At 42.4% G+C, this 20,747-nt stretch carries 15 protein-coding genes; 5 read left to right on the top strand and 10 right to left on the bottom strand.

What is annotated here, in order from left to right; all coding sequences use genetic code 11:
* Positions 1-64: 64 nt before the first annotated feature.
* Positions 65-1,213, bottom strand: coding sequence for an alkene reductase (locus Q0R88_RS18425; RefSeq protein WP_295718937.1), 1,149 nt, complete (start codon positions 1,211-1,213; stop codon positions 65-67).
* Between the two features lie 638 nt (positions 1,214-1,851).
* On the opposite strand from Q0R88_RS18425, the gene Q0R88_RS18430 reads away from it, so the two are divergent.
* A complete protein-coding gene (locus Q0R88_RS18430) occupies positions 1,852-4,374 on the top strand; it encodes a histidine kinase dimerization/phosphoacceptor domain -containing protein (protein WP_295718938.1) in 2,523 nt (840 codons plus the stop codon).
* A 139-nt stretch (positions 4,375-4,513) separates the two neighbouring features.
* Here the strand turns inward: Q0R88_RS18430 and Q0R88_RS18435 are convergent, their stop codons facing one another.
* Positions 4,514-4,870 carry a hypothetical protein gene (locus tag Q0R88_RS18435; protein ID WP_295718940.1) on the bottom strand — a complete coding sequence of 119 codons (357 nt, stop codon included), beginning with the start codon at positions 4,868-4,870 and terminating at the stop codon, positions 4,514-4,516.
* 482 nt (positions 4,871-5,352) lie between these two features.
* On the opposite strand from Q0R88_RS18435, the gene Q0R88_RS18440 reads away from it, so the two are divergent.
* The 3 genes from Q0R88_RS18440 (at position 5,353) to Q0R88_RS18450 (ending at position 8,527) form a co-directional block, all read left to right on the top strand.
* Positions 5,353-6,540 (top strand): M1 family aminopeptidase, encoded by a 1,188-nt coding sequence (locus Q0R88_RS18440; protein ID WP_295718942.1) that lies wholly within the window; start codon positions 5,353-5,355, stop codon positions 6,538-6,540.
* 104 nt (positions 6,541-6,644) lie between these two features.
* A complete protein-coding gene (locus Q0R88_RS18445; protein WP_295718944.1) occupies positions 6,645-7,841 on the top strand; it encodes a HEAT repeat domain-containing protein in 1,197 nt (398 codons plus the stop codon).
* Positions 7,842-8,179: 338 nt separating this feature from the next.
* A complete protein-coding gene (locus tag Q0R88_RS18450) occupies positions 8,180-8,527 on the top strand; it encodes a hypothetical protein (protein WP_295718945.1) in 348 nt (115 codons plus the stop codon).
* Positions 8,528-8,808: 281 nt separating this feature from the next.
* Here the strand turns inward: Q0R88_RS18450 and Q0R88_RS18455 are convergent, their stop codons facing one another.
* The 8 genes from Q0R88_RS18455 to Q0R88_RS18490 all read right to left on the bottom strand — a co-directional run bounded on the left by Q0R88_RS18455 (position 8,809) and on the right by Q0R88_RS18490 (position 19,554).
* Complete coding sequence (locus Q0R88_RS18455; protein WP_295718947.1) at positions 8,809-10,005, bottom strand: DUF4998 domain-containing protein; 1,197 nt, start codon at positions 10,003-10,005, stop codon at positions 8,809-8,811.
* 21 nt (positions 10,006-10,026) lie between these two features.
* Complete coding sequence (locus Q0R88_RS18460) at positions 10,027-11,205, bottom strand: DUF5000 domain-containing lipoprotein (protein ID WP_295718951.1); 1,179 nt, start codon at positions 11,203-11,205, stop codon at positions 10,027-10,029.
* A gap of 40 nt (positions 11,206-11,245) precedes the next feature.
* A complete protein-coding gene (locus Q0R88_RS18465) occupies positions 11,246-13,183 on the bottom strand; it encodes a RagB/SusD family nutrient uptake outer membrane protein (RefSeq protein ID WP_295718954.1) in 1,938 nt (645 codons plus the stop codon).
* A 20-nt stretch (positions 13,184-13,203) separates the two neighbouring features.
* Complete coding sequence (locus tag Q0R88_RS18470) at positions 13,204-16,380, bottom strand: TonB-dependent receptor (protein WP_295718956.1); 3,177 nt, start codon at positions 16,378-16,380, stop codon at positions 13,204-13,206.
* A 702-nt stretch (positions 16,381-17,082) separates the two neighbouring features.
* Positions 17,083-17,685, bottom strand: a complete 603-nt coding sequence (locus tag Q0R88_RS18475; RefSeq protein WP_295718958.1) for a flavodoxin — start codon at positions 17,683-17,685, stop codon at positions 17,083-17,085.
* Between the two features lie 29 nt (positions 17,686-17,714).
* Positions 17,715-18,194 carry a nuclear transport factor 2 family protein gene (locus Q0R88_RS18480; RefSeq protein ID WP_295718959.1) on the bottom strand — a complete coding sequence of 160 codons (480 nt, stop codon included), beginning with the start codon at positions 18,192-18,194 and terminating at the stop codon, positions 17,715-17,717.
* 29 nt (positions 18,195-18,223) lie between these two features.
* Positions 18,224-18,685 carry a cupin domain-containing protein gene (locus Q0R88_RS18485; protein ID WP_295718960.1) on the bottom strand — a complete coding sequence of 154 codons (462 nt, stop codon included), beginning with the start codon at positions 18,683-18,685 and terminating at the stop codon, positions 18,224-18,226.
* A 17-nt stretch (positions 18,686-18,702) separates the two neighbouring features.
* Positions 18,703-19,554 (bottom strand): aldo/keto reductase, encoded by an 852-nt coding sequence (locus tag Q0R88_RS18490; RefSeq protein WP_295718961.1) that lies wholly within the window; start codon positions 19,552-19,554, stop codon positions 18,703-18,705.
* 154 nt (positions 19,555-19,708) lie between these two features.
* Between Q0R88_RS18490 and Q0R88_RS18495 the strand changes: the two genes are divergently transcribed.
* Positions 19,709-20,605 (top strand): helix-turn-helix transcriptional regulator, encoded by an 897-nt coding sequence (locus Q0R88_RS18495; protein WP_295718962.1) that lies wholly within the window; start codon positions 19,709-19,711, stop codon positions 20,603-20,605.
* The last annotated feature ends 142 nt before the right edge of the window (positions 20,606-20,747 follow it).

The following is a 20,747-nucleotide window of genomic DNA, read 5'->3' on the forward strand; positions in this document are numbered from 1 at the left end:
CAGCCGCCATTGCTCTTGTAACAGCAATGCCGGCTGGCTTTATTCTTTACTTTATTAAATTGAATTAGGTACGGTCTGCTGCAACGGTATCTTCACTGTACACAGCGAAATCCGTATAGTATTGTTCATCACCACCCCAAAATGCCTCGCGATGGTAATCATGCAGCGGCAGATTTTCTCTTAACCTTTCCGGAAGATCCGGATTAGAGGTGAAAAGACGACCGAAGGCAACCAGGTCGGCATCGCCTTTCTGCAGTATGTCTTCCGCATCATTACGGTCAAACCCGCCCGCGGCGATAATAGGGCCCTTAAACAGCGGCCGCAAAAAAGAGGAAGCAACAGGCGCACGGCCTTCGTCAAGTGTTTCCGTTCCCATTACGCGCGGCTCAATTACATGCAGGTAAGCTAAACCGTATTTATTTAGCTGTTGAGCATAATAGCCAAATGTAGCTTCCGGATCCGAATCAGATATTGTCCCCCATTTGCCACTCGGAGATATCCTGACGCCTACCCGGTCGGCCCCCCAAACAGATACCAATGCATCTACCAGCTCCAACGGAAACTTCACCCTGTTTTCTATAGCACCTCCGTAGGCGTCGGTTCTTTTGTTAGTGCCATCCTGCAAAAAAGTATCGGCCAGGTAACCATTAGCATTATGGAGTTCAACACCGTCAAAACCGGCAGCGAGCCCGCGTATTGCTGCCTGCCGGTATTGTTCAACAAGTGAAGGAATCTCGTTGATATCAAGAGCCCGGTGCGGCGAAACCGGAACCCAGCCGTTCGCTGTAAATGACAGACCTTCAAAAGGCACAACAGATGGTGCTACAGGTGTTTTACCATTGCTCAAATCAACATGTGATTGCCTGCCGTCGTGAGATATCTGCATAAATATATAAGCGCCTTTTGCATGAACTGCATCAACCAATTTTTTCCAACCTGCAATATGATGATCTTCATAAATGCCAGGCGCACCAATGTACCCCCTGCTTTCTATCGATGGGTGAACAGATTCCGTAATCATAAAGCCGCCATCTGAAGCCCGCTGTGTGTAATATTGGATCATCATATCACTTACACTATCATCCGGGTTAGCGCGCAAGCGCGTAAGAGGTGGGTGAACAACCCGGTGTGTTAAATTCATTCTCCCCAGTTTAATTGGAGAAAAAAGTTTTAAATTATCTTGTAAACCCGAAGGTTTTTGTTTGTGTTCCATTATTTTAATTTTTTTTAGTGAGGATAGCACATCGTTGATTGAACAAGCGGTAAACAGACTCGCGCTATTTACTGCCGTATCAGTATGGTTATTTACTTGCATTTTTTAATAAATAACTTACCAAAGTTCAGGTTTAACAAGGCACACAAAAAGATACAGTTGATATCAAAAAAAGAATATCAGTTGGGTATTTACCTTTGTTTTTTAAATCCGTACCCATCCCAGCATTTTACTTGAATTGCTATTTACCATAGCGCCTCCAACTCACCTACTGTGTGCACACATCTTTTGCTTTTGACACATAATTAAAAAACGTTGTCATTTCGAACGAACCAGTGAGGGATTGCGCGCCGGACGTGAGGAGAAATCTTGTAAAAGCGGACATTCGGGCATGCAAGACGTCGAAGATTTCTCCTCGCACCTCCCGCTTTCCCCTGCGCATGCTCGTTCGAAATGACATTTTTCTTTATTAAAAAAGATGTGTACACACAGTAGCTAACTCCCGGGGAAGGAATTACATGCAAAACAGGTGGCGCAGTTATTACAAACAACTAATTAGTAACCGTGTACATTAAACATCAATTTATTTGCGATATGAAGTATATTTACCATAAATGGAATTAACGGGTAAATTTTATATGAAAAGGAAATCCGTACTTAACTCCCTAACCAGTTTGATATGGATGATTTTATCATTTTCATCATTCTTTACCTACGCGCAATCCGCCCTATCTCAGGCAGGCTACAGTAAAACGCTATTACAGGTAAGCTCCGGGTTTTACACGGTAGAAAAAAACGCGACAGTTGATTTAGATAGCAGTTTATTTATAACCAGCAGGTGGCATAAATTGAGCCGCGTGCCCGTTATAACCGAAGGAATAGATGGTAACTATACTGCTGAAAATTGCCGTTGGATGGATAAAAACAACAGCGATAGTGTTAGAAAAAAATTACCATTATTAACTGGGGCCAATCATGCGCGGTTATCATTATTAATTGGGGCTTATTATGCCTTCCATCCGGCTTTTCAAACAAAATATATTGACAGCGGCATCTTTTACTTAACACAGGCTAAAAAAGAATGCGATCAATTGCATCTTACTAATTGGTCATTACAATGCGCCTGCCTGTTGGGGAAGTGTTATTTTAAGCGGAATAATATATTCACCGGTACAAAATGGTTCAAAACAGTAACAGATAATGCAGGGCAAAACCCAGATACAAAAATCATTGCAAAAGCCTGGAACTATGCCGGGATGTATTGTCCGTTTCTGGCAAACACCACAACTTTTAGATTAGATTGCCTTCATAAAGCGTTAACCGGTTTCGAAAGCTTAAAGGATACCAGCAACCAGATCAACACGCTCATGAATATCGCCTACATGAGTGTTGCCAATCAGGACCTTAAAAGCTCAGAAAATGCAGCTTCGAGGTCACTTTTTTTACAAAAGGCAAGTCATTTTAAATACAACCAATTTACGATTGATTTGCTGGCGTATCTCGCGGAAATAAAATCGGACTATCCAAAAGAGTTAGAGCTTGCCTTTAATGCTGTGAAAAACATCGCCGCGAACAAGGACAGTCTGGCACTCGGTCATTTTTACGGAAGGATAGCTTCGTCCTATGATTACCTCCAGGATCCCAGCGAAAGCATTTTATGGAAACGAAAATCATTGGCAGCATTTGAACAACATAGCGGGGATTCGGAAATTTACTCCTGCTTAAGGGACATCGCGCTTTCCACAAAAAACGTCTCCGAAAGCCGTCAAATTATGAAGTTAACAGAGAATGCACTGCGGGAATCTCCCCCAAATAACGCCACCGATAATCAATTTGTTTATATGACTTTGGCGCATTGTTACGAAAATATGAATGAATTGGAAAAGGCGAAGAAATATTATGTTGATGCTGAAAATATTGAAAAAAAGACACCGCTACTTAATGGCGGCATGGCGAACTTTAGATTGGCACATTCGCTGGGTAACTTCTACCTGAAAACAAAAAATTACAAATTAAGTAAAACCTATTTTTCTAAACTCCTTACTGATCCTTACAAGCGGATCACCCCTAAAGAAATTATCATGAATGTTTACTTTAAACTTCATATTATAGATTCGGTTATGGGGAATTACCAATCTTCACTTGCATACTTCAATAAATACTCGTTGCTAAATGATACCATATTCTCAAAAAACCAAAGTAAGCAAATTGCAATTTTGGATATCACATATAAAACCCAGCAAAGAGAAAAGGATCTTCAATTGCTGCGGGCTCAAAATCAGTTGAATTTGCAAAGAGAAAATACAACCCGGAAATTTTCTATCGCGGGTTTTATCGCGTTGCTATTTGTAATTATCATGATTTACAACCGCTATTATTATAATAAGAAAAGCAATGATAAGCTACAGGCACAGAAAGAGGAAATTGATCAGCAAAACCATGAGTTACAGGTAATGAATCAGAATCAGAAAATGCTGCTGACAGAAAAAGAATGGTTGTTGCGCGAGATACATCACCGGGTAAAAAACAATCTCCAAACCACCATGAGCCTGCTAAAAATGCAATCAGCCTATATAAATAACGAATCGGCACTGGAGGCTATGCGGAATAGCCAGCGACGTATGTACGCCATGTCATTAATCCACCAAAAATTGTATCAATCTGATGAAATGACCCACATAAATATTAAGGACTATATTTATGAGCTTGTATATTATTTAAAAGACAGCTATAGCAGTAAAATTAAAGGAAGCTATAGCGATCGTAATAAAATTACTTATGAACTAAATGTAGCAACTGTTGATCTTGACATTGTGCAGGCAATTCCCCTGGGTCTCATCATTAATGAAGCTGTAACAAATGCCATTAAATATGCTTTCCCTAACGAGATGAATGGTGTAATTACTATTCTATTAAAGCAAATCCCTGATGATCATTTCCTGTTAAGTATAAGCGACAATGGTGTGGGTTTACCTGCTAACTTCGATTTAAATTCCACAAACTCTTTAGGTATGAACCTGATGAGGGGCTTGTGTGATCAGTTGCAGGGTGAATTTAGTTTAGAGCGATATTTTGGGACAGGGCTAAAGTTTACTTTTAAACGCGTTGATAAAATCATACGGGAAGATCAGCTTTCGTATAATAAAACTGAGATATCCTGATACAAACCGATCTTAATTCCTGTTATGTTTTGGGTCTTGATCCATCACCCGTCATGCATCTATATAGATCTGCCCCGGGCCGTTGCACCTGGGGGTTGCCTTAAGCTGCATCTGCACGTTGGGCGACATTAGAACGTTATCAGTCACGTGATGGCATATCTACAAAGCTTGATGCAGCATAATTTCTTGATGCCAATAGAATGATAAAAATAATTATCATTGCTACCATTAGCCACACAAATTTTCTCCCCGCGGAATCTTCCAGGATTTTAGTAAAAATACTTTCTTCAGGTTTGTTTTTAATTTTAAACGCCTTGTCTGCATTTTCTATATCTATCTCAGGAACTCCTCTCTTTAAAAGGATGTATTTGATTATGATAAGGGAATGAGTATTATACCATTCTTGCGAATGTTTAAGTATTTGAAGTAGGTTAAACGTAGACTCTGCCTCAAATTTACATTGTACATTATCAATATGCTTTAATTCGTCGTGCATAGCTTCATTAATTTAGCCATTAGCTCCTATTTGGCGGTAATACAAAATAAGCGTGGAGCCTCATCACCACAACCAACCAAAAGTGCACAGTACGAAAGAAATAACCCCACCACACATTGGTATGCGAATAAGTTCTCCGTAATGTGTTCAGGTTGTTCAAATTTTCAACGTAGGTGATCTTAAACGAGTTCGCTAGTAAAACACTAATATAAATAACAATTATTTATATTAAATAAGAAATTTATTATTTATGAAATATGCAGTTAGATAAGTAACGATGGTGAAATCCGGATACTTTATATCGAAATCAGAAAAGCTCCTTTTTATATTAACCCGACCTGGCTGAAGCTACCGTTTACACGCCGGTGACGTAGGGCGTACAAAACGGTAACAATATTGTTTCTTTGCGAAAATGACCCTCTTTTAACCTTATTCCCAATAAACATTATGCATCTTGCGTTGCAATAAATATCAATTTCATAATGAAACAACAGTACTTACGCTTTCTCCTGCCCCTGCTTTTATCAGTCATTTTTTCAACCGCTTCGGCACAACACCAAAGTGTCCCCAGGGACGGCGGGGGGTATCGTGAAACACCTGAAAAAATAAATGATCTTATAGATACCCGGCTCGATGTAAAGTTTGATTACCAGAAGTCATACCTGTACGGTAAAGAATGGGTGACCTTAAAGCCTCATTTTTATGCGACAGATTCACTGAGGCTTGATGCCAAAGGAATGGATATTCATCAGATTGCCATCGTCAAAGACGGTAAGCTGCAACCACTTCAATACAACTATTCAGATAGCCTTTACCTTGACATTAAGCTTGATAGAAAATATAAGGGTGGTGAGCAATTTGTAGTGTTTATAGATTATACCTCAAAGCCAAACCTGTTGCATGATAAACCAGGCCACAAATTAGATGGCAAAGGTTTATACTTTGTAAACCCCAAAGGGACAGAAGTTGATAAGCCTATCCAGATCTGGACACAGGGCGAGGCGGTAAGTTCGTCGTGCTGGTTCCCTACCATTGATAACCCAGGGCAAAAGACCACGCAGCAACTAAGCATGACGGTACCGGCAAAATACACTACCCTATCCAATGGCTTGCTGATCAGCCAGAAATCGAATACTGACGGTACCCGTACGGATACCTGGAAGCAAAAACTGCCACATTCGCCATATCTTTTCATGATGGCCATCGGCGATTTTAAGGTATATAAGGATAAATGGCGGAATAAGGAGGTTAATTATTATCTGGAGCCTAAATATTTCCCCTATGCAAAGGCGGTATTTGGCCAAACGCCAGAGATGATGGAGTTTTTTTCAAAAGCCTTGGGCGTCGACTTTCCCTGGGAGAAGTATTCGCAGGTAGTTGTTAGGGATTACCCTCTTGGTGCTATGGAAAACTCTTCGGCTACCCTACTGGGCGATTATGTACAGAAGAGTCCATGGGAATTGGTAGACGATCCGAACGGCACGGGTGGAACTACTATAGCGCATGAGCTTTTTCACCAATGGTTTGGCGGCCTGGCAACTTGCGAAAGCTGGAGTAACGAAACGCTGAATGAATCATTCGCTGTATTTGGTGAAAAATACTGGAACGAAAAAAATATGGCAAGGACGATGGCGACGCCAAACGTTATGACGAGTTACTGGCCTACCTGAATAATAAGACCGCCGCTAATCAAAACCTGGTTCCCTTTTATTATACGGAAAGCGAAGGCATCAACGGCTCCAATATTTATGACAAGGGCGGCCTGATCCTAAATATGTTGCGCAATTACCTCGGCGACGAAGCCTTCTTTAAGGCCTTAGGTGTTTATCTTAAAGCCCGTTCGTTTAAAAGTGCCGAAGTACAGGACCTGCGCCTGGCCTTCGAAGAAGTATCTGGCAGGGACCTTAACTGGTACTTCAACCAATGGTATTATGGTGCCGGCCACCCCATCCTGGACATTACCTATAACTGGGACGAAGCCACTAAAACAGAAAAGGTTTTTGTCGCTCAAAATCAGCAAGGCCAAATTTTTCAATTGCCTATTGCAGTTGACGTTTACGTTGGTGGGAAAACTGAGCGGCACCAGGTTTGGTTAAGTCATGTAAAGGATACACTTAGCTTCAAGACGGCCGCCCGCCCCGACCTGATAAATGTTGACGCCGAAAAGATATTGCTAACAAACAAGACAGATCATAAAACCCTGGCCGAACTGGCATTTCAATATCAGCATGCCCCGCTTTATATGGATCGCCTGGAGGCTTTTGTGGCAGCCGCAGACCAGCAATCAACGGCAGAAGGTAAATATATATTGACGGCAGCCTTAAAAGACAAATACCACGGTTTACGTATTAAGGCTATAAGAGCCATTAAAGTAGATAACCAGGCGTTCGTGACAGCTGTATTACCTATAATGGCCGATCTGGCTAAAAACGACCCGAACTACCCGGTACGTGCAGCGGCGTTAAAACTGCTGGGCAAAATAAACTCGCTGGTTTACAAAAATCTTTATGTAGCATCTTTATCAAGCCCATCGTACGGTGTACGCGGCGCAGCTTTAACCGCCCTTAATTCCATCGCACCTGATCAGGCCTTTAAAACAGCTAAGGAATTACAGCCACAGGCAGAGGGACCTTTTGCGCAGGCAATCGTGGCTGTTTATGCCACCAACGGAGCAGATCCCGAATGGCCTTATGTAATAGCGGCATTTAAAAGAGCTTCTGTGCAGGTAAAAGTTGATAATGCTATTCAGTCGTTACCTCAAATTATTGGCAGGATGGCTAACCGTGCCTACGTAACCGAAGGTATCAACAGTATCCGCGACCTGGCCATCGCTTACAAAAAATACGGCATCGCATCAAGACTGATCGCTTCATTGGAGGAAATCAGCAAGCAGCGTAAGAAAAGCAATGACGATGACTCTGCAAAAATAGCCAATGAAGCCATTAAACAAATAAACGACGCTAAAGCATAAACATTGATCAGAGACCAGCACCCGGTTCGGGATGCTGGCTCTTTCCTTCACGGATCATGTATAATCAGCCTCCCGGCTTCCAATATAATCGGGTGATGGACCAATTGCATCCGGGTTTTATCCGGCCTTTCTTTTCAGTATCTCATTCAACCTTTTAGAACTGAGGCCTAACTTACAGGCGATATATACTATCTCCGGTATGAATGGTTGATGTTTATCTTCAAAGCGCTCGAAATGTCATCAATGAACGTAAGTAAATTTTGCTAAATACTTGGAATGGCGGGTAATGTTATTTAACTTTGAATAACAAAGTACTTTTAATTATTAAACACGAGATTATGAAGACCTCCAGAATAAAATTCGTTATGCTCTTCCTTGTTTTAGCATTTGCTTTTCAATTTATCACTACCTCCATTCTGGGACTGGAGACCCGGCTTTTTCCTGCCGGCAATAGCACGTCCTTCCTGGGGATGGGATCGGCAACAGGCTGGAAAAGCATCGTATCCATGATCTTATTACCTGTCAAACTGATACTGATCGGGCCGCTGATACCATTTATTGATTTTTTGCGGCAAGAACCGGATACGCCGCCGCCATTTTTCCTAATCGGTTTTGCTGTCTACTGGACAATCCTTGGCCTGATCATTTATTACCTCGCGGGTAAATTCAAAGCGCGTAAACAATAATAAACCTGCAATGATGAACAGACTTGAAGCGATATACTATGAAGCAAAAGCGGACAAGTATTTTATTCGGTTTTGAAATTTATAACGTCCTCTATATCAATATAAAAGTTAAAGTTTTTGCCGTTCGCAGCTACGTTGAAAGAAGCTCATTGATGAGAAAAATATTTTAGCAAGTGCATAATCAATAAGATCATCCGGCCCGGTTTTTATAAACTTAGCCAGATGATCATTATTAGATAACAGGTACTATTACTTGCTTAATTTTTTAATAAAGACCGACCTTAATGGTCGTTTGTAAAAAAGGAAAACTCCTCCATGGTCATAAAGTCGCCATTCCCAAAATTAGAAAGTAGCTTAAAGCGGAAATACCTGAACTTAGGAGTACCAGCAATTACGGGGAAGGATTCTCCACGAAGAGCGAAGGCAACATCCGCATCGGTGTTTGTGCCTACGGCCGAGCCAGACGGCTTCACCGATTCGTAACTTCCTATTTTTGTCCAGCTACCCCAGCTGCCGTCCGCATTTGGATTGTTGCTGCCGTATAGTTCAAATGCCTTAACGCTCTGCTGATCGTAAAGCCTGTCGTTCGCCTGCCAAACCTTGAAACCGGTTATTGCAGTTGATATGCCACTGTCAAAGGTAAACCAGCAGGGTACTTTGGATTCCGTAGCAAAGCCCGGCGGATTGTAATTATCATCCCAGAGAAACTCCTCCAACCATCCGTAGCCACCTTCCAATACATCGGTTGGCAGTATCAGGCTCTTAAATTTGGCCTTGTTTAGTCCGTTGGAAAAGTAGGCTGTAGCTACAGCCGGAGAAAAGGTTTCAAACGCAGTCGAATCCGGCTTAAACAGCGACCGGAAAGTTAATTGACTATTCGGCTTTACGTCTGAAATTTTGGTGTAGATTTCACTTTTAGGGACGATAATGGTTTTGGTGAGGCTGCTGTTGTTGATATATTTCAACTCAACACCCAGTTCGTCAGAAGCAGCGTTGCCCCAATCGATGGTCGCTTTGCCATCATCATCAAAATAAGCCAGCTTTAAATTCCGGTTGGCCAATGAGGCTGTATAGCTGGGACCATACACCACTCCGGACGCATTGGTAACTACTGATTTATGACCTTTTACATCATACGTATAAATAACGAAGTTGTAATTTCCTTCCGTTAACTTATCTACGATGATGTTTACGGTATCTACGCCCAAGGTTCGGGTAACTGGTGTTTCCGTTGAATCCTGCATGTTATTGTAAAACACCCGGATCTTGGTAACCAGCGGATCATTGCCCAACACAATAGCAAGCTGCACCCTGTTATTACCCGGATGTACAAATACCGAGTCGGCGCGGCCTGGGTAGGTAATTTCGCCGCCCTTTTCAAATTTTTTATAGGCATCACCCGTAGTTTTGGTGCAGGACGCAAGGCAGAATGCAAAACAGGTGACTAACAGTAAAGCAAAATATTTTATTGTTTTCATAAATTTAATTTTGATCATTGATTATTTTGAATCGCCCCACATCATTATTTCATTAAAATTCACATAGGAACCGTTCGACCAGTTTTTCAATGTCCTGAACCTGATGTAACGTACCTTAGGGGCATCTAACGGGAACGAGATTGTTTCCCCGGCGTTGGCTGCATCAATATCATCCTGAGATAGTTGCCCCTCCGGCAAACCCGATGGCTTCACCTGGGTATGCGAGGTCAATAAGTTCCATCCGCTGTAACTACCGTCCGGGTTGGGGCTATTGGAACCCCAAATTTCCACTACCCTGGGGTTGTGCAGCGTGTAGAAGAACCCCTGGCGCATAAAATAACTTAAGCGGCTTAACTTAGCCTGAACTCCCATATCATACGTGAACTGTTGCGGCATTTTTGAATCATCGCCTGTATGGTAATAACCGCTGTTATTGGTGATGTCTCCGTCAAACAGCTTATCAACACCGCCTCCATATTGCGGGCCGAGCTGGGCATCTGTGGGCAATACAATTGGTTTTATTTTGTTTCTATCCAGCAGTTCCTCAAATAGTGGCTTCAAATTCACAATGAGCGTGTCAGATAAGTTTCCCCACCTGTCGCGTACAAATACGCCAAACTTGGTGTTCACCGCTGGCAAGCCCCTCGTTGAAAAGTCCCCAGCACGCAAATTGGTATAATTCGTATTGATCGGCGAAAACTGGCCAAGGGAATCGTTGGCCAATACGATGATAGCCAGGCTGGCCTTTTGCCCGTTGGAGAACTTGATATTTATTCCCCCGAAGTCTGGCGAAACAATTAAACTATCCCTTACCAGCTTAAGCGGCGGCTTCAACGGATGTACATTGATGATAACCGGTGCGGACGCGTTCTCGCTTTTGTCAACAGCGTATAACTTAACCTGGTATTGAACGGTATCGCCGAAACCATCCACAATCATGCTGCTGTTGTAGCGGCTAACCTTTGTTTCCCGATTATCACCCTTTCTGATGGAATATTCAGCCCTGATGTAGGACAGATCGGCATCATTGGGCAGCGAATAACTGATTTTTGCTGCCCCATTGAGGTTTACAACAGCAACATGGGTTACCGATCCGGGCGCAACATTGTCTTTTACAACCGGAGCAAGTGTATCCTGCTTGCAGGAATTGGTGATCAGGATGATCATTCCAATAAAGTAAATAGTTAATATTTTTTTCATTTCTTATAGCGTATAATGATTTTACATTGAGTTTTGCCGGTTACCAGCCGGGATTTTGAACAAGATTTGGATTAACCTGCAAATCGCTTTCGGCGATGGGCCAGAAATAATCTCTCGGCGCGATAAACCGTGGCGTGTATAACAGCACCCTGCGGTTATAGTCTGCATAGGTGGTTTGCAAAATGTCCCAGCCATAGATTGGTGCGCTCAAAACCTGGGGGGCAGTCTTCCAACGGCGAAGATCCCAGAAACGACTTCCCTCAAATGCCATTTCAATACCGCGTTCCTGTTGGATAATGGAACGAAGACCAGCAACCGATGTGAACTTGGTTGGCTGATTTGAAAAATTACTCCAGGAACTTTCGACAGTTTTTAATCCCGCCCTTGCCCTGATCTGGTTGACATAGGATAATGCTGCCGCAGAATTTCCGCTTTCATTTAAAGACTCAGCATATAACAGATAAAGGTCACTCAAACGCATCACAGGCCATGGGTAAGACTCCACAGTAGTACTTGTTTTGGTTGCAACCAGGTTCCAGTTAACCAATTTTTTGGTGTAATAACCAGTTATAGAATATAAACGGCTTTGCTTTTTGCCAGAATATTGCTCCAGTTTACTCTGGATATTAAAATCCCCGTTCTTCATAAACCACTTTGACCCATCAAAAGCCATATCCGCATAAAAACGGGGCTCCCTGTTAAAATGCAGCCCGACGGTCTGATAATCCTCCTGCATGCCAGATTCCTGCGCGGTAACCGTGCGCAGTTTAAAGCGATTGGCATAGTCCCAGGTCTTATCTTCTTCGATAGGAACGCCATTTTTAGTGTAAAACAACTCCGCCATCTTCAGCGGGGGGGCCAGCTTCCCTTTCAGGTCAAGGTTGATATTATTGGGATCTATCTGTGGGCAGGCAAATAATTGCAGCCAATAAGTGGGGTTTCCACCTGTTGTTAATCCCCAAATTAGTTCACTGTTCCATTTTTCACAAACCGCATTACGGATATTCATCTCCGTTTTTGTGGTATTGTTAACCACGTTGATACCAGGGGTAAAATAATACAGCTTTACTCCTACCGCGGCAGCGGCGTCAATAGCGGTTTTACACGCTTTAGCCGCCCTGTCCCATTTCGACGCGTCATATTTCGGATTAAATAAAATCTTCCCATCTTTTCCCTTCATACCGGCAAAGTCGCTGTTTCCGTTAAATAAGGGGCTTGCAGCGGTAACCAGTACTCTCGCCTTAACTGCAAGCGCCGCAACCTTGGTAATTCGGCCCAGTTCTGTAGCTTCATTCGCGATTTTAGATGGCAAACCTGTATTTGCATCTCCGACTGCTGCATCATCAATCAGCTTTGAAATATAGTTTACAACGGAATCAACCGGCTGCCTGAAAACTTTAACTTCCTCTGGTGTTGCAGTTACGGCAAAATTCTTGTCCATAACCGGTATAGGCCCATACATCCTCAGCAAATACCAATGCAGGTAGGCCTTGATGAATTTGGCTTCGGCAACCCATCGCAACTTGACGTATGGTTGCAGATCAACAACCTTATCCACGTTTTCAAGAAATATATTACAAGATCTGATACCCTGCCACAATGATGTTGCACCACCCCAATAATTCATTAATGGGCTGGCCTTGCTTTGATTACCACGGGCAATTTGATAAGGATCGAGGGAAAAATAATCCTCCGTCATCGGCCAGTAGGTCCACGCTTCGTCTCCACCGCTAAAACCAGGATTCCCATCTGGATTTCCATCATTGGGTAAATACGAGTAACAGGTAAACAGGTATTTTTCTGCCTCGTTACGGTTGGCAAAAGCATTGTCCAATGTCGCTACGTTATCCGGAACCACATCCAGGAAGCTTTTTTTACAAGATGATATGGTGACCAATACGACGAGTGAAAGCAACAGGCAGGTTGGTTTTCGTCCTAAAAAGATAAGAAACCGGTTATATATGTTTAAAAAATTCATATGATTATATTTTACCAGGGTTAAAATTGGATGTTAGCACCTATATTGAATACTTTTTGTACAGGATAGCCAAGACCGTTGCTCCCTTGTTCGGGGTCCCAAAGCTTAAAGCTGCTGAGCAAGAACAGGTTGGTGCCGTTTGCATAGATCCGCAGGCCAGAGATATGGTATTTTCTTAAAGTTTTTTCCTTAATGTTATAACCTATTTCGGCTGTTTTCATCCGCAGAAATGAACCGTTGCGCATCCACCAGTTGGAAGATTGATTGTTGTTATTATTCTGATTTAAACTAAGCCTCGGCCATAGGGAATATAAATTCCGGTTATCTTCTGACCAGTGGTCTTTAGCAATGGCATCAAGCAGTCCGTGCTGACCGCCACCATTGGTTACAAATGGCGATATCTTGGATGGGTCAATAAAGAAAGAAGATCTGGCTGATCCCTGGAAAAATGTACTGATATCAAAATTTCCGTATCCGAATGAAAAGCCAAAACCATAGATAATTTCCGGCGTGGTTGGGTATCCCAGGCCGTTGATCATATCAAGGTTGGTGATCTGTCCGTCGCCGTTCAGGTCGCGATACTTGATGTCGCCTCCCCTTACCTCACCAAAGTTTTGTTTGGGCGAATTCTTCACATCTGCATCATCAACAAATAACCGTTCAGCTACCAGTCCAAAAGCTTCATTGATAGACTGCCCTACCCTCGACAGGTATTGCATGTTTGCAGGATAATTGGGTTCTTCGTTAACCAGCAACTTACTGGCCGCGTAGGTAAAGGTACCCCGCATTTGTAGCCAGGTTTTCCCAAAATTCTTATTATAATCCATCGACAGATCCACACCCTTACCCTCGGCTATGCCAACATTGGCACTTACAGGCGCGGTAAGCCCCATCGTTGTTGGAATATAGGCACGTTGCATCAAAATATTGGTGCGTCGTTCTTTGTAGGCGTCTACGGTAATATCTAAGGCATTAAATAGGCCAAGGTCCAATCCAAAATTGGTTTTCTTTGCTTTTTCCCAGGTAATACTGGTATTGGCATATCTTGAAATAGAAACCAATGGCCTCGAATAACCATAGTTTTCTCCAAATACATATGTATTACTCGCATCATTCAGCGATACATTAGACAGGTAGAAGAACCTGTCGTTGGGGTTACCAATCTGGTCATTACCCACTAATCCGTAAGTGGCGCGCAATTTAAGCTTTGACACCACTCTGGATATTGGTTCAAAGAATTTTTCGTTGCTTACATTCCAGGCCACACCTACAGAAGGGAAAAAGCCAAACCTGTTATTCTGCGCAAAGCGTTCAGAGCCGTTATAACCAAAATTACTTTCAAGCAGGTAGCGGTTGTCATACCCATATGTTAAACGGCCTGATACTCCCTGGTTTCTGAAAGGCAATGATGCCTGAAGGTTGCCGGCATTACCGTTTACGTAATTCCGCTGAATACCGATCAGTAAGCCGCTGATATTATGAACCTTATTAAAGGTGCGGTTGTAGTTAAGGGCCACCTCGCCATAAGTAGTGGTATTTACTGTTTTTGATCCTTCACTATAGTTAAGATACTCTGTTGCCGTTTTTTCATTCAATAACGATAGGGTATATCCTCTTGGATCGGTACTGGAGGGATTAGCCTGGTAAAAAAAGGGATTGTACTGCCGGTTAACATTAAAATAAGAATAACGCTTGGTATAAACCATTCCCCGGGCAGATAAACCTTCTGTAATGAACTTCAGGTCCTGCTTAAATTCAAACTGCACGTTCAACGTTGATGTGCTGTAATGCTGAAAACCGGACACCATGGATGCAAAGGGATTATCATAAACCTCTCCGTTGAGCCCTCTGGGTGCATTACCAAATAGCGGGTGTTTTACAAGAGGCAGATCCGAAGACGGAAAAATAGCCGGAAACAAAACGGGATTGGCATTCAATGCGCTAGAGAATACCCTTCCCCCACCGCTCACGGCATTACCGTCACTGTCAAATCCACCAACCGGGCCGCTGTAGTCATCAAAGTCTCCTGAAGTTCGTAGGATAGCCTCGGTAGTTGGAGTAAGTTTTACGTTAACGTTGGATCTTATCTGGTAACTCTTGAGGTTAACATTGTTATTAAAGTTGTTGCCACTCTGCGTTTTAAGTACGCCATTATCCTGGTTGGCGGTAGCGGCTATATAATATTGCGCCCTGTTAACACCCCCTGTTAAATTCAGATTAAGCCGCTGATTGTTGGTATAATTTTTTATCAGTGTTCCTATCCAGTCGTTATTAGGATAAAGCAAAGGATTGTCACCCGCCGCGGTATGGTCAATTTTGTTTTGGGTATACGGCAGTGGCGCAAGAGGATTCCTGGTTAGCGCAGCCTCATTGGATAACTTCATGTAAGTTATATTATCGGCGAGCCTGAAATTCTGAGTATTAGTGGATGTCGAATTTTCGAACCGGACGTTGAGCTTGGTGTCGCCAATTTTGCCCGATTTTGTGGTAATTAAGATCACCCCGTTAGCCCCGCGGGCTCCATATAAGGAAGAGGCGGCAGCATCCTTCAGAATAGAAAATGCGGCGATATCATCCGGCTGAAGGCGTGCAAGCTCGGTCGACGTAGATTCCACACCATCTATCAGGATTAATGGGTCAATTTTACCCGAGCCAAAGGACGTGATGCCCCTAATAAAGAATGATGCATTATCTGCCCCCGGCTCACCACTACGCTGGTAAGAAATAAGGCCGGCGATCCTCCCGGCGAGCATTGTCGTGAGGTTACTGGTTGGCCCCTTGATTTCCTTTGGACTTATGGTTGTGATGGCACTAACCATACTCGCTTTGGTTTGCACTCCGTAAGCCACCACCACAACTTCATTCAGGTTGTTCTTGTCGTCCATCAAAACAACATTGACTATACGACGGCCTTTAACAGCGATCTCCTGTTTGGCATAGCCCAAAAAAGAAATGATCAAGGTATCGCTTCCCCGGGGTAATTTAACAGCATAGGTTCCATCGTTGCCGGTTTGGGCTCCAGTTATGGTGTGCTTGACGGCAACGTTGACACCAGGCATGACCAGTCCCTTACTGTCGGTCACCTTACCTGTCACGGTAACTAATTCCTGCGCATAGGATGTAAATGCTGCGAACAGGATCAATAGAACACAACAAAGGTACCTCACCTTTAAATAGGTAGAAATTTTTCCATTCATAATAATTTTGAGTAAATGTTAAACCATTTTTATTGTATGTACATATATACATAAATAATATTATTAATGTTAATTTATTTACACTTTATTTAAAATAAGATGTGGTATTGCATAATATTTACCATTTAGGTGATATATTAATGCAATTTACTTGCTGGTTATATTAATATTGATTGAATTAAATATTAATATCAATGAAGAAATTATGTTAGTATGTAAATACATTTAACAATGAAATACTTTTTTTGTATTCCTGGCCTAACTGATTCCCGGTTTCAGAATTGGATGGGTAGCCGGGGCAAGGTTTCATGCTGAGGTCAAAAAGCTGCGCGAGTTTGCGCAAATTCAAATTTTAAAATACAGGAATACGATACAGGAGTATTTTCCGGATAGTGTAAAAATAAGCTGCCCCAAGGGTGGCTACAGTTTATGGATAGTGGGGCAATAAATAGCCGATGCATTAAAAATGCTGGGAAAATTGGTTTACGCCCTATCAGACGGGCATTGATCTAACTTTTTGGAGAAAATAAAGGCCGGCCGCGTTCTCATAACCATTTCAGTAGTTATGCTGGCAATAAGGGTTAATAATGGCTTTTGCTTGCTTCTTTATCATAGGAGCTAATTTTGGCCAATGGACATCTGAACTTAGGCTTATGGCCAATGCCACGCATACAGAAATGGTTAGTTTGAAGGTGCCTCTTATTACTTAATGAGCTTTAATTTTTTTAACCATGTTTGAATTTCTGTCTCTGCCTGTTTTCCTTTCTCCCCTTCCATCACGAATAATATGCCGTCCCTTTCTATTCCCCCCTTGATGGTAAAACCATCCAACACCGTACTGTTAGGACAGAATTCTTTTACGGTTTGGAAGGTGCTGCCAATGCCATAACCGGCATTAGTATTAAAGGGGATGACAGTTTTGCCGCTCAGGTCATATTGCTTCAAAAAGCTTTTCATCGGTGGTGGAAGTTGCATGCCCCAGGTCGAAAAGCCAACAAATACCAAATCGTAGGATGACATGTTGTCAATCTTCGTTTTAAGCGGAGGTAGAAACCCGGATTCATTTTCCCGAACTACCTGGGCAACAATGGCCCGGTAGTCTTCGGGATAAGGATTAACAAGTTCTAAAGCGACCAAATCTCCACCTACCTGCTTCTGAATGATCTGAGCGACAGCTTTAGTATTATTTGTCCGGGACAAGTATATGATAAGTATCTTTTTGGCGGAGATGGATTGCGCTTTTGAGCAGGCAGTTGTACCTGCTAAAGCAATCAAAAGCAAGAAAAAGATAATATTTCTACACATAAACCTGTCAATACCGGTTAATATTATTGCTATTTCATTTTAACAGGCCTAAGGAGCGTTGAAAAAGTGAGCGAACCCATCTTCCATTTGCCGTTTTCTTTAAAGTATACCTCAGTCACCATAAACGCATGGGTTACTTCGTTTCCACCTACTACTGCCAGCAAATCGATATCATTTAAAAGGATGGCAGTATTACCGAAAATGTTTACAGACGCGCCATAAACCTCAGCTTTTTTATACCAAATCATCCCCCCTTTAATGGTATTTAGTTCCTGGGTCTTTCCCCAGCTCCCTCCCATATGAACAAATACACAATTCTCAGCAAACAGTCCGTTTAAAGACTCTACATTTTTGTCTGCCATCCATGTCCATTTTGTTTTAGAGAGCTCAAGTATTTCCTGTTCTTCTTTAGTTGTGCTTGTGCCTGGTGAATTTGGCAATTTAGCCTGCCCATATGATAGCTGGACAATGGCAACACATAGGAACATTCCGATAATAGCTTTTTTCATAATCTTAGGTTTTAAGTTTTATATGTTGGTTAATTTTTAGCGCTGTTGTATTCCGCATCAGTTACCCGTTGCAGCCATACCGTTTTGTTCTTTGCACTGTTTGCACTTACTGCCAGATAGGTAAAGGCACTTTTGTGTGATGCGCCGTGCCAGTGTGCAATGCCAGGAAGACATTTAATGATATCTCCTTTGTGAACCACCTTGATGGGTTTGCCTTTTTCCTGGTAATAACCTGTTCCTTCTGTGATCATCAGGATCTGCCCGGAGGGATGGATATGCCAGTCGAGTTTTGCTCCCGGTGCAAATGTTGCATTTGCTATAGCGATATCAATGGTACTGTCTGGTTTGTTGAGTTCAGTAAGCCAAACTGTTCCGGTATGATTATTTACAGTTGCAATTTCGCCCTTTGGAAATATTGGAGTGTTTTGAGCCGCCGCACCGAACGTAATCCCGGTAGATAAAGAAATGGTAATCAACAGCATTTTTTTCATGTTTTTATTCCGTTGTTTTAGTTTTCCAGTTTTCTTTCGCCCAGCCATTTCACCATCACCGGATCACGGTGATCAAAGAAACTGCTGGCATTAGTATTTAGCGTTTTGATTTTGTCCATCTCATCCGCGCTTAATTCAAAGTCGAGGCTATTTAAGTTTTCCGCCATCCGCTCTTTGCGTACTGATTTTGGAATGGCAACAACGCCTCGTTGGGTTAGCCAGCGTAGGATCACCTGGGCAATTGATTTGTTATGCTTCTCGCCAATAGTTTTGAGCAATTCATTCTTAAAAATATCATTCTTGCCTTCTGCGAACGGCCCCCAGGATTCTATCTGGACATTATTCTCTTTCATGAACAGTTGCGTATCATATTGCTGGTGGAACGGGTGGGTTTCTACCTGGTTAACAGCAGGAACGATCTCATTGTGAATGATCAGATCAATCAATCGGTCAGGTTGAAAATTGCTAACGCCAATAGCTCTTACTTTACCTTCTCTATAAAGCGCTTCCATCGCGCGCCATTCACCATAAACATCGCCGTAAGGCTGATGGATCAGGTAGAGGTCGAGGTAATCCAGCTGAAGCTTCTTTAATGAATTTTCAAAAGCTTTTTTAGTCCCTTCGTAGCCGTCAGACTGTATCCAAAGCTTGGTTGTAATAAACAGATCTTCCCTGGCCACACCGCTACGCCTGATTGCTTTGCCCACTGCTTCTTCATTCGTATAAGATTGAGCAGTATCGATCAATCGATAGCCAGTTTCAATCGCATCCACCACACTTCTTTCACATTCTGCCAGGTCATTCACCTGGAATACGCCAAATCCTAAGATTGGCATTTCGACGCCGTTATTTAATTTTACCTTTTGCATGTTTTTCTTTGAGCTAACTTATACAAAGGTCATGCGTTTTATCGACCCCGATAGGATATAGATTACGGGTATTTCTACCATTATTACTGATTTTGGTAAAGTTGCTGCCAATGCATTGATTAATAATGTAAATTCGAATTAAAAGAAAGCGATTATGGACAGTATGCGACGTTTTAACACCATAAGTGAATATAATACATTCAATAATAACGAAACTAAGCACCCATTAATTAGCGTCGTCGACCTGTCAAAGGCTGCCCGCAGGCAGGGTTCGCAAATGTACTTTGGCTTTTACATTGTGTTTTTAAAAGATGTAAAATGTGGTGACCTCGTATATGGCAGAAATACTTACGATTACCAGGAAGGGACATTGGTATTGATGGCACCGGGTCAGGTGGCAGGGGTCAATAGTAATGGCGAATACTACCAACCCAAAGGATATGCGCTTGTATTTCACCCTGATCTGATGCATGGTACAACGCTGGGCCGGCGAATCCAGGAATATTCCTTTTTTGGTTACCAGTCAAACGAAGCATTGCACTTATCTGAACGGGAAAGAAATATCGTTTTGGATTGTTTTTCGAAGATAGATTACGAACTGGAGCGTGGTGTAGATAAGCATAGCAAGCGCCTGATCGTATCCAATATTGAACTTTTTTTAGACTATTGTGTTCGTTTCTATGAAAGGCAGTTCATCACCCGCGACCATGTGCTGCATGGGGTGTTGGAAAGTTTTGAAAACCTATTAAATAATTATTTCGCGTCGGATAAACCTGAAACCAACGGTCTGCCTTCAGTTGCTTATTGCGCTGATGAATTGAATTTGTCAGCAAATTATTTTGGCGATTTGGTAAAAAAAGAAACTGGCAAAACCGCGCAGGAATATATACAGTTTAAACTCATAAACATGGCCAAAGAAAAGATCTTTGATGGCAATAAGACTGTTAATCAGGTTGCTCTTGAACTGGGGTTTAAATATCCTCAGCATTTTACAAGATTGTTTAAGAAACGGGTTGGGCAAACCCCGCATGAGTATCGCAAAATGAATTAAAAATTATGGCGTATTCCATCATAGCCCGGGAGGCATCACCAACATGAGACTGGTGATTTAGTTGATTACCTTATTATGGTAACGGCGTTCCGGTTTGAGAGCCGGAGCGCTTTTTAAACGATAGATAACTGAATTAAATAGA

This window comes from Mucilaginibacter sp., from assembly GCF_025362475.1.
In the GTDB taxonomy this organism is placed as follows: Bacteria; Bacteroidota; Bacteroidia; order Sphingobacteriales; family Sphingobacteriaceae; genus Mucilaginibacter.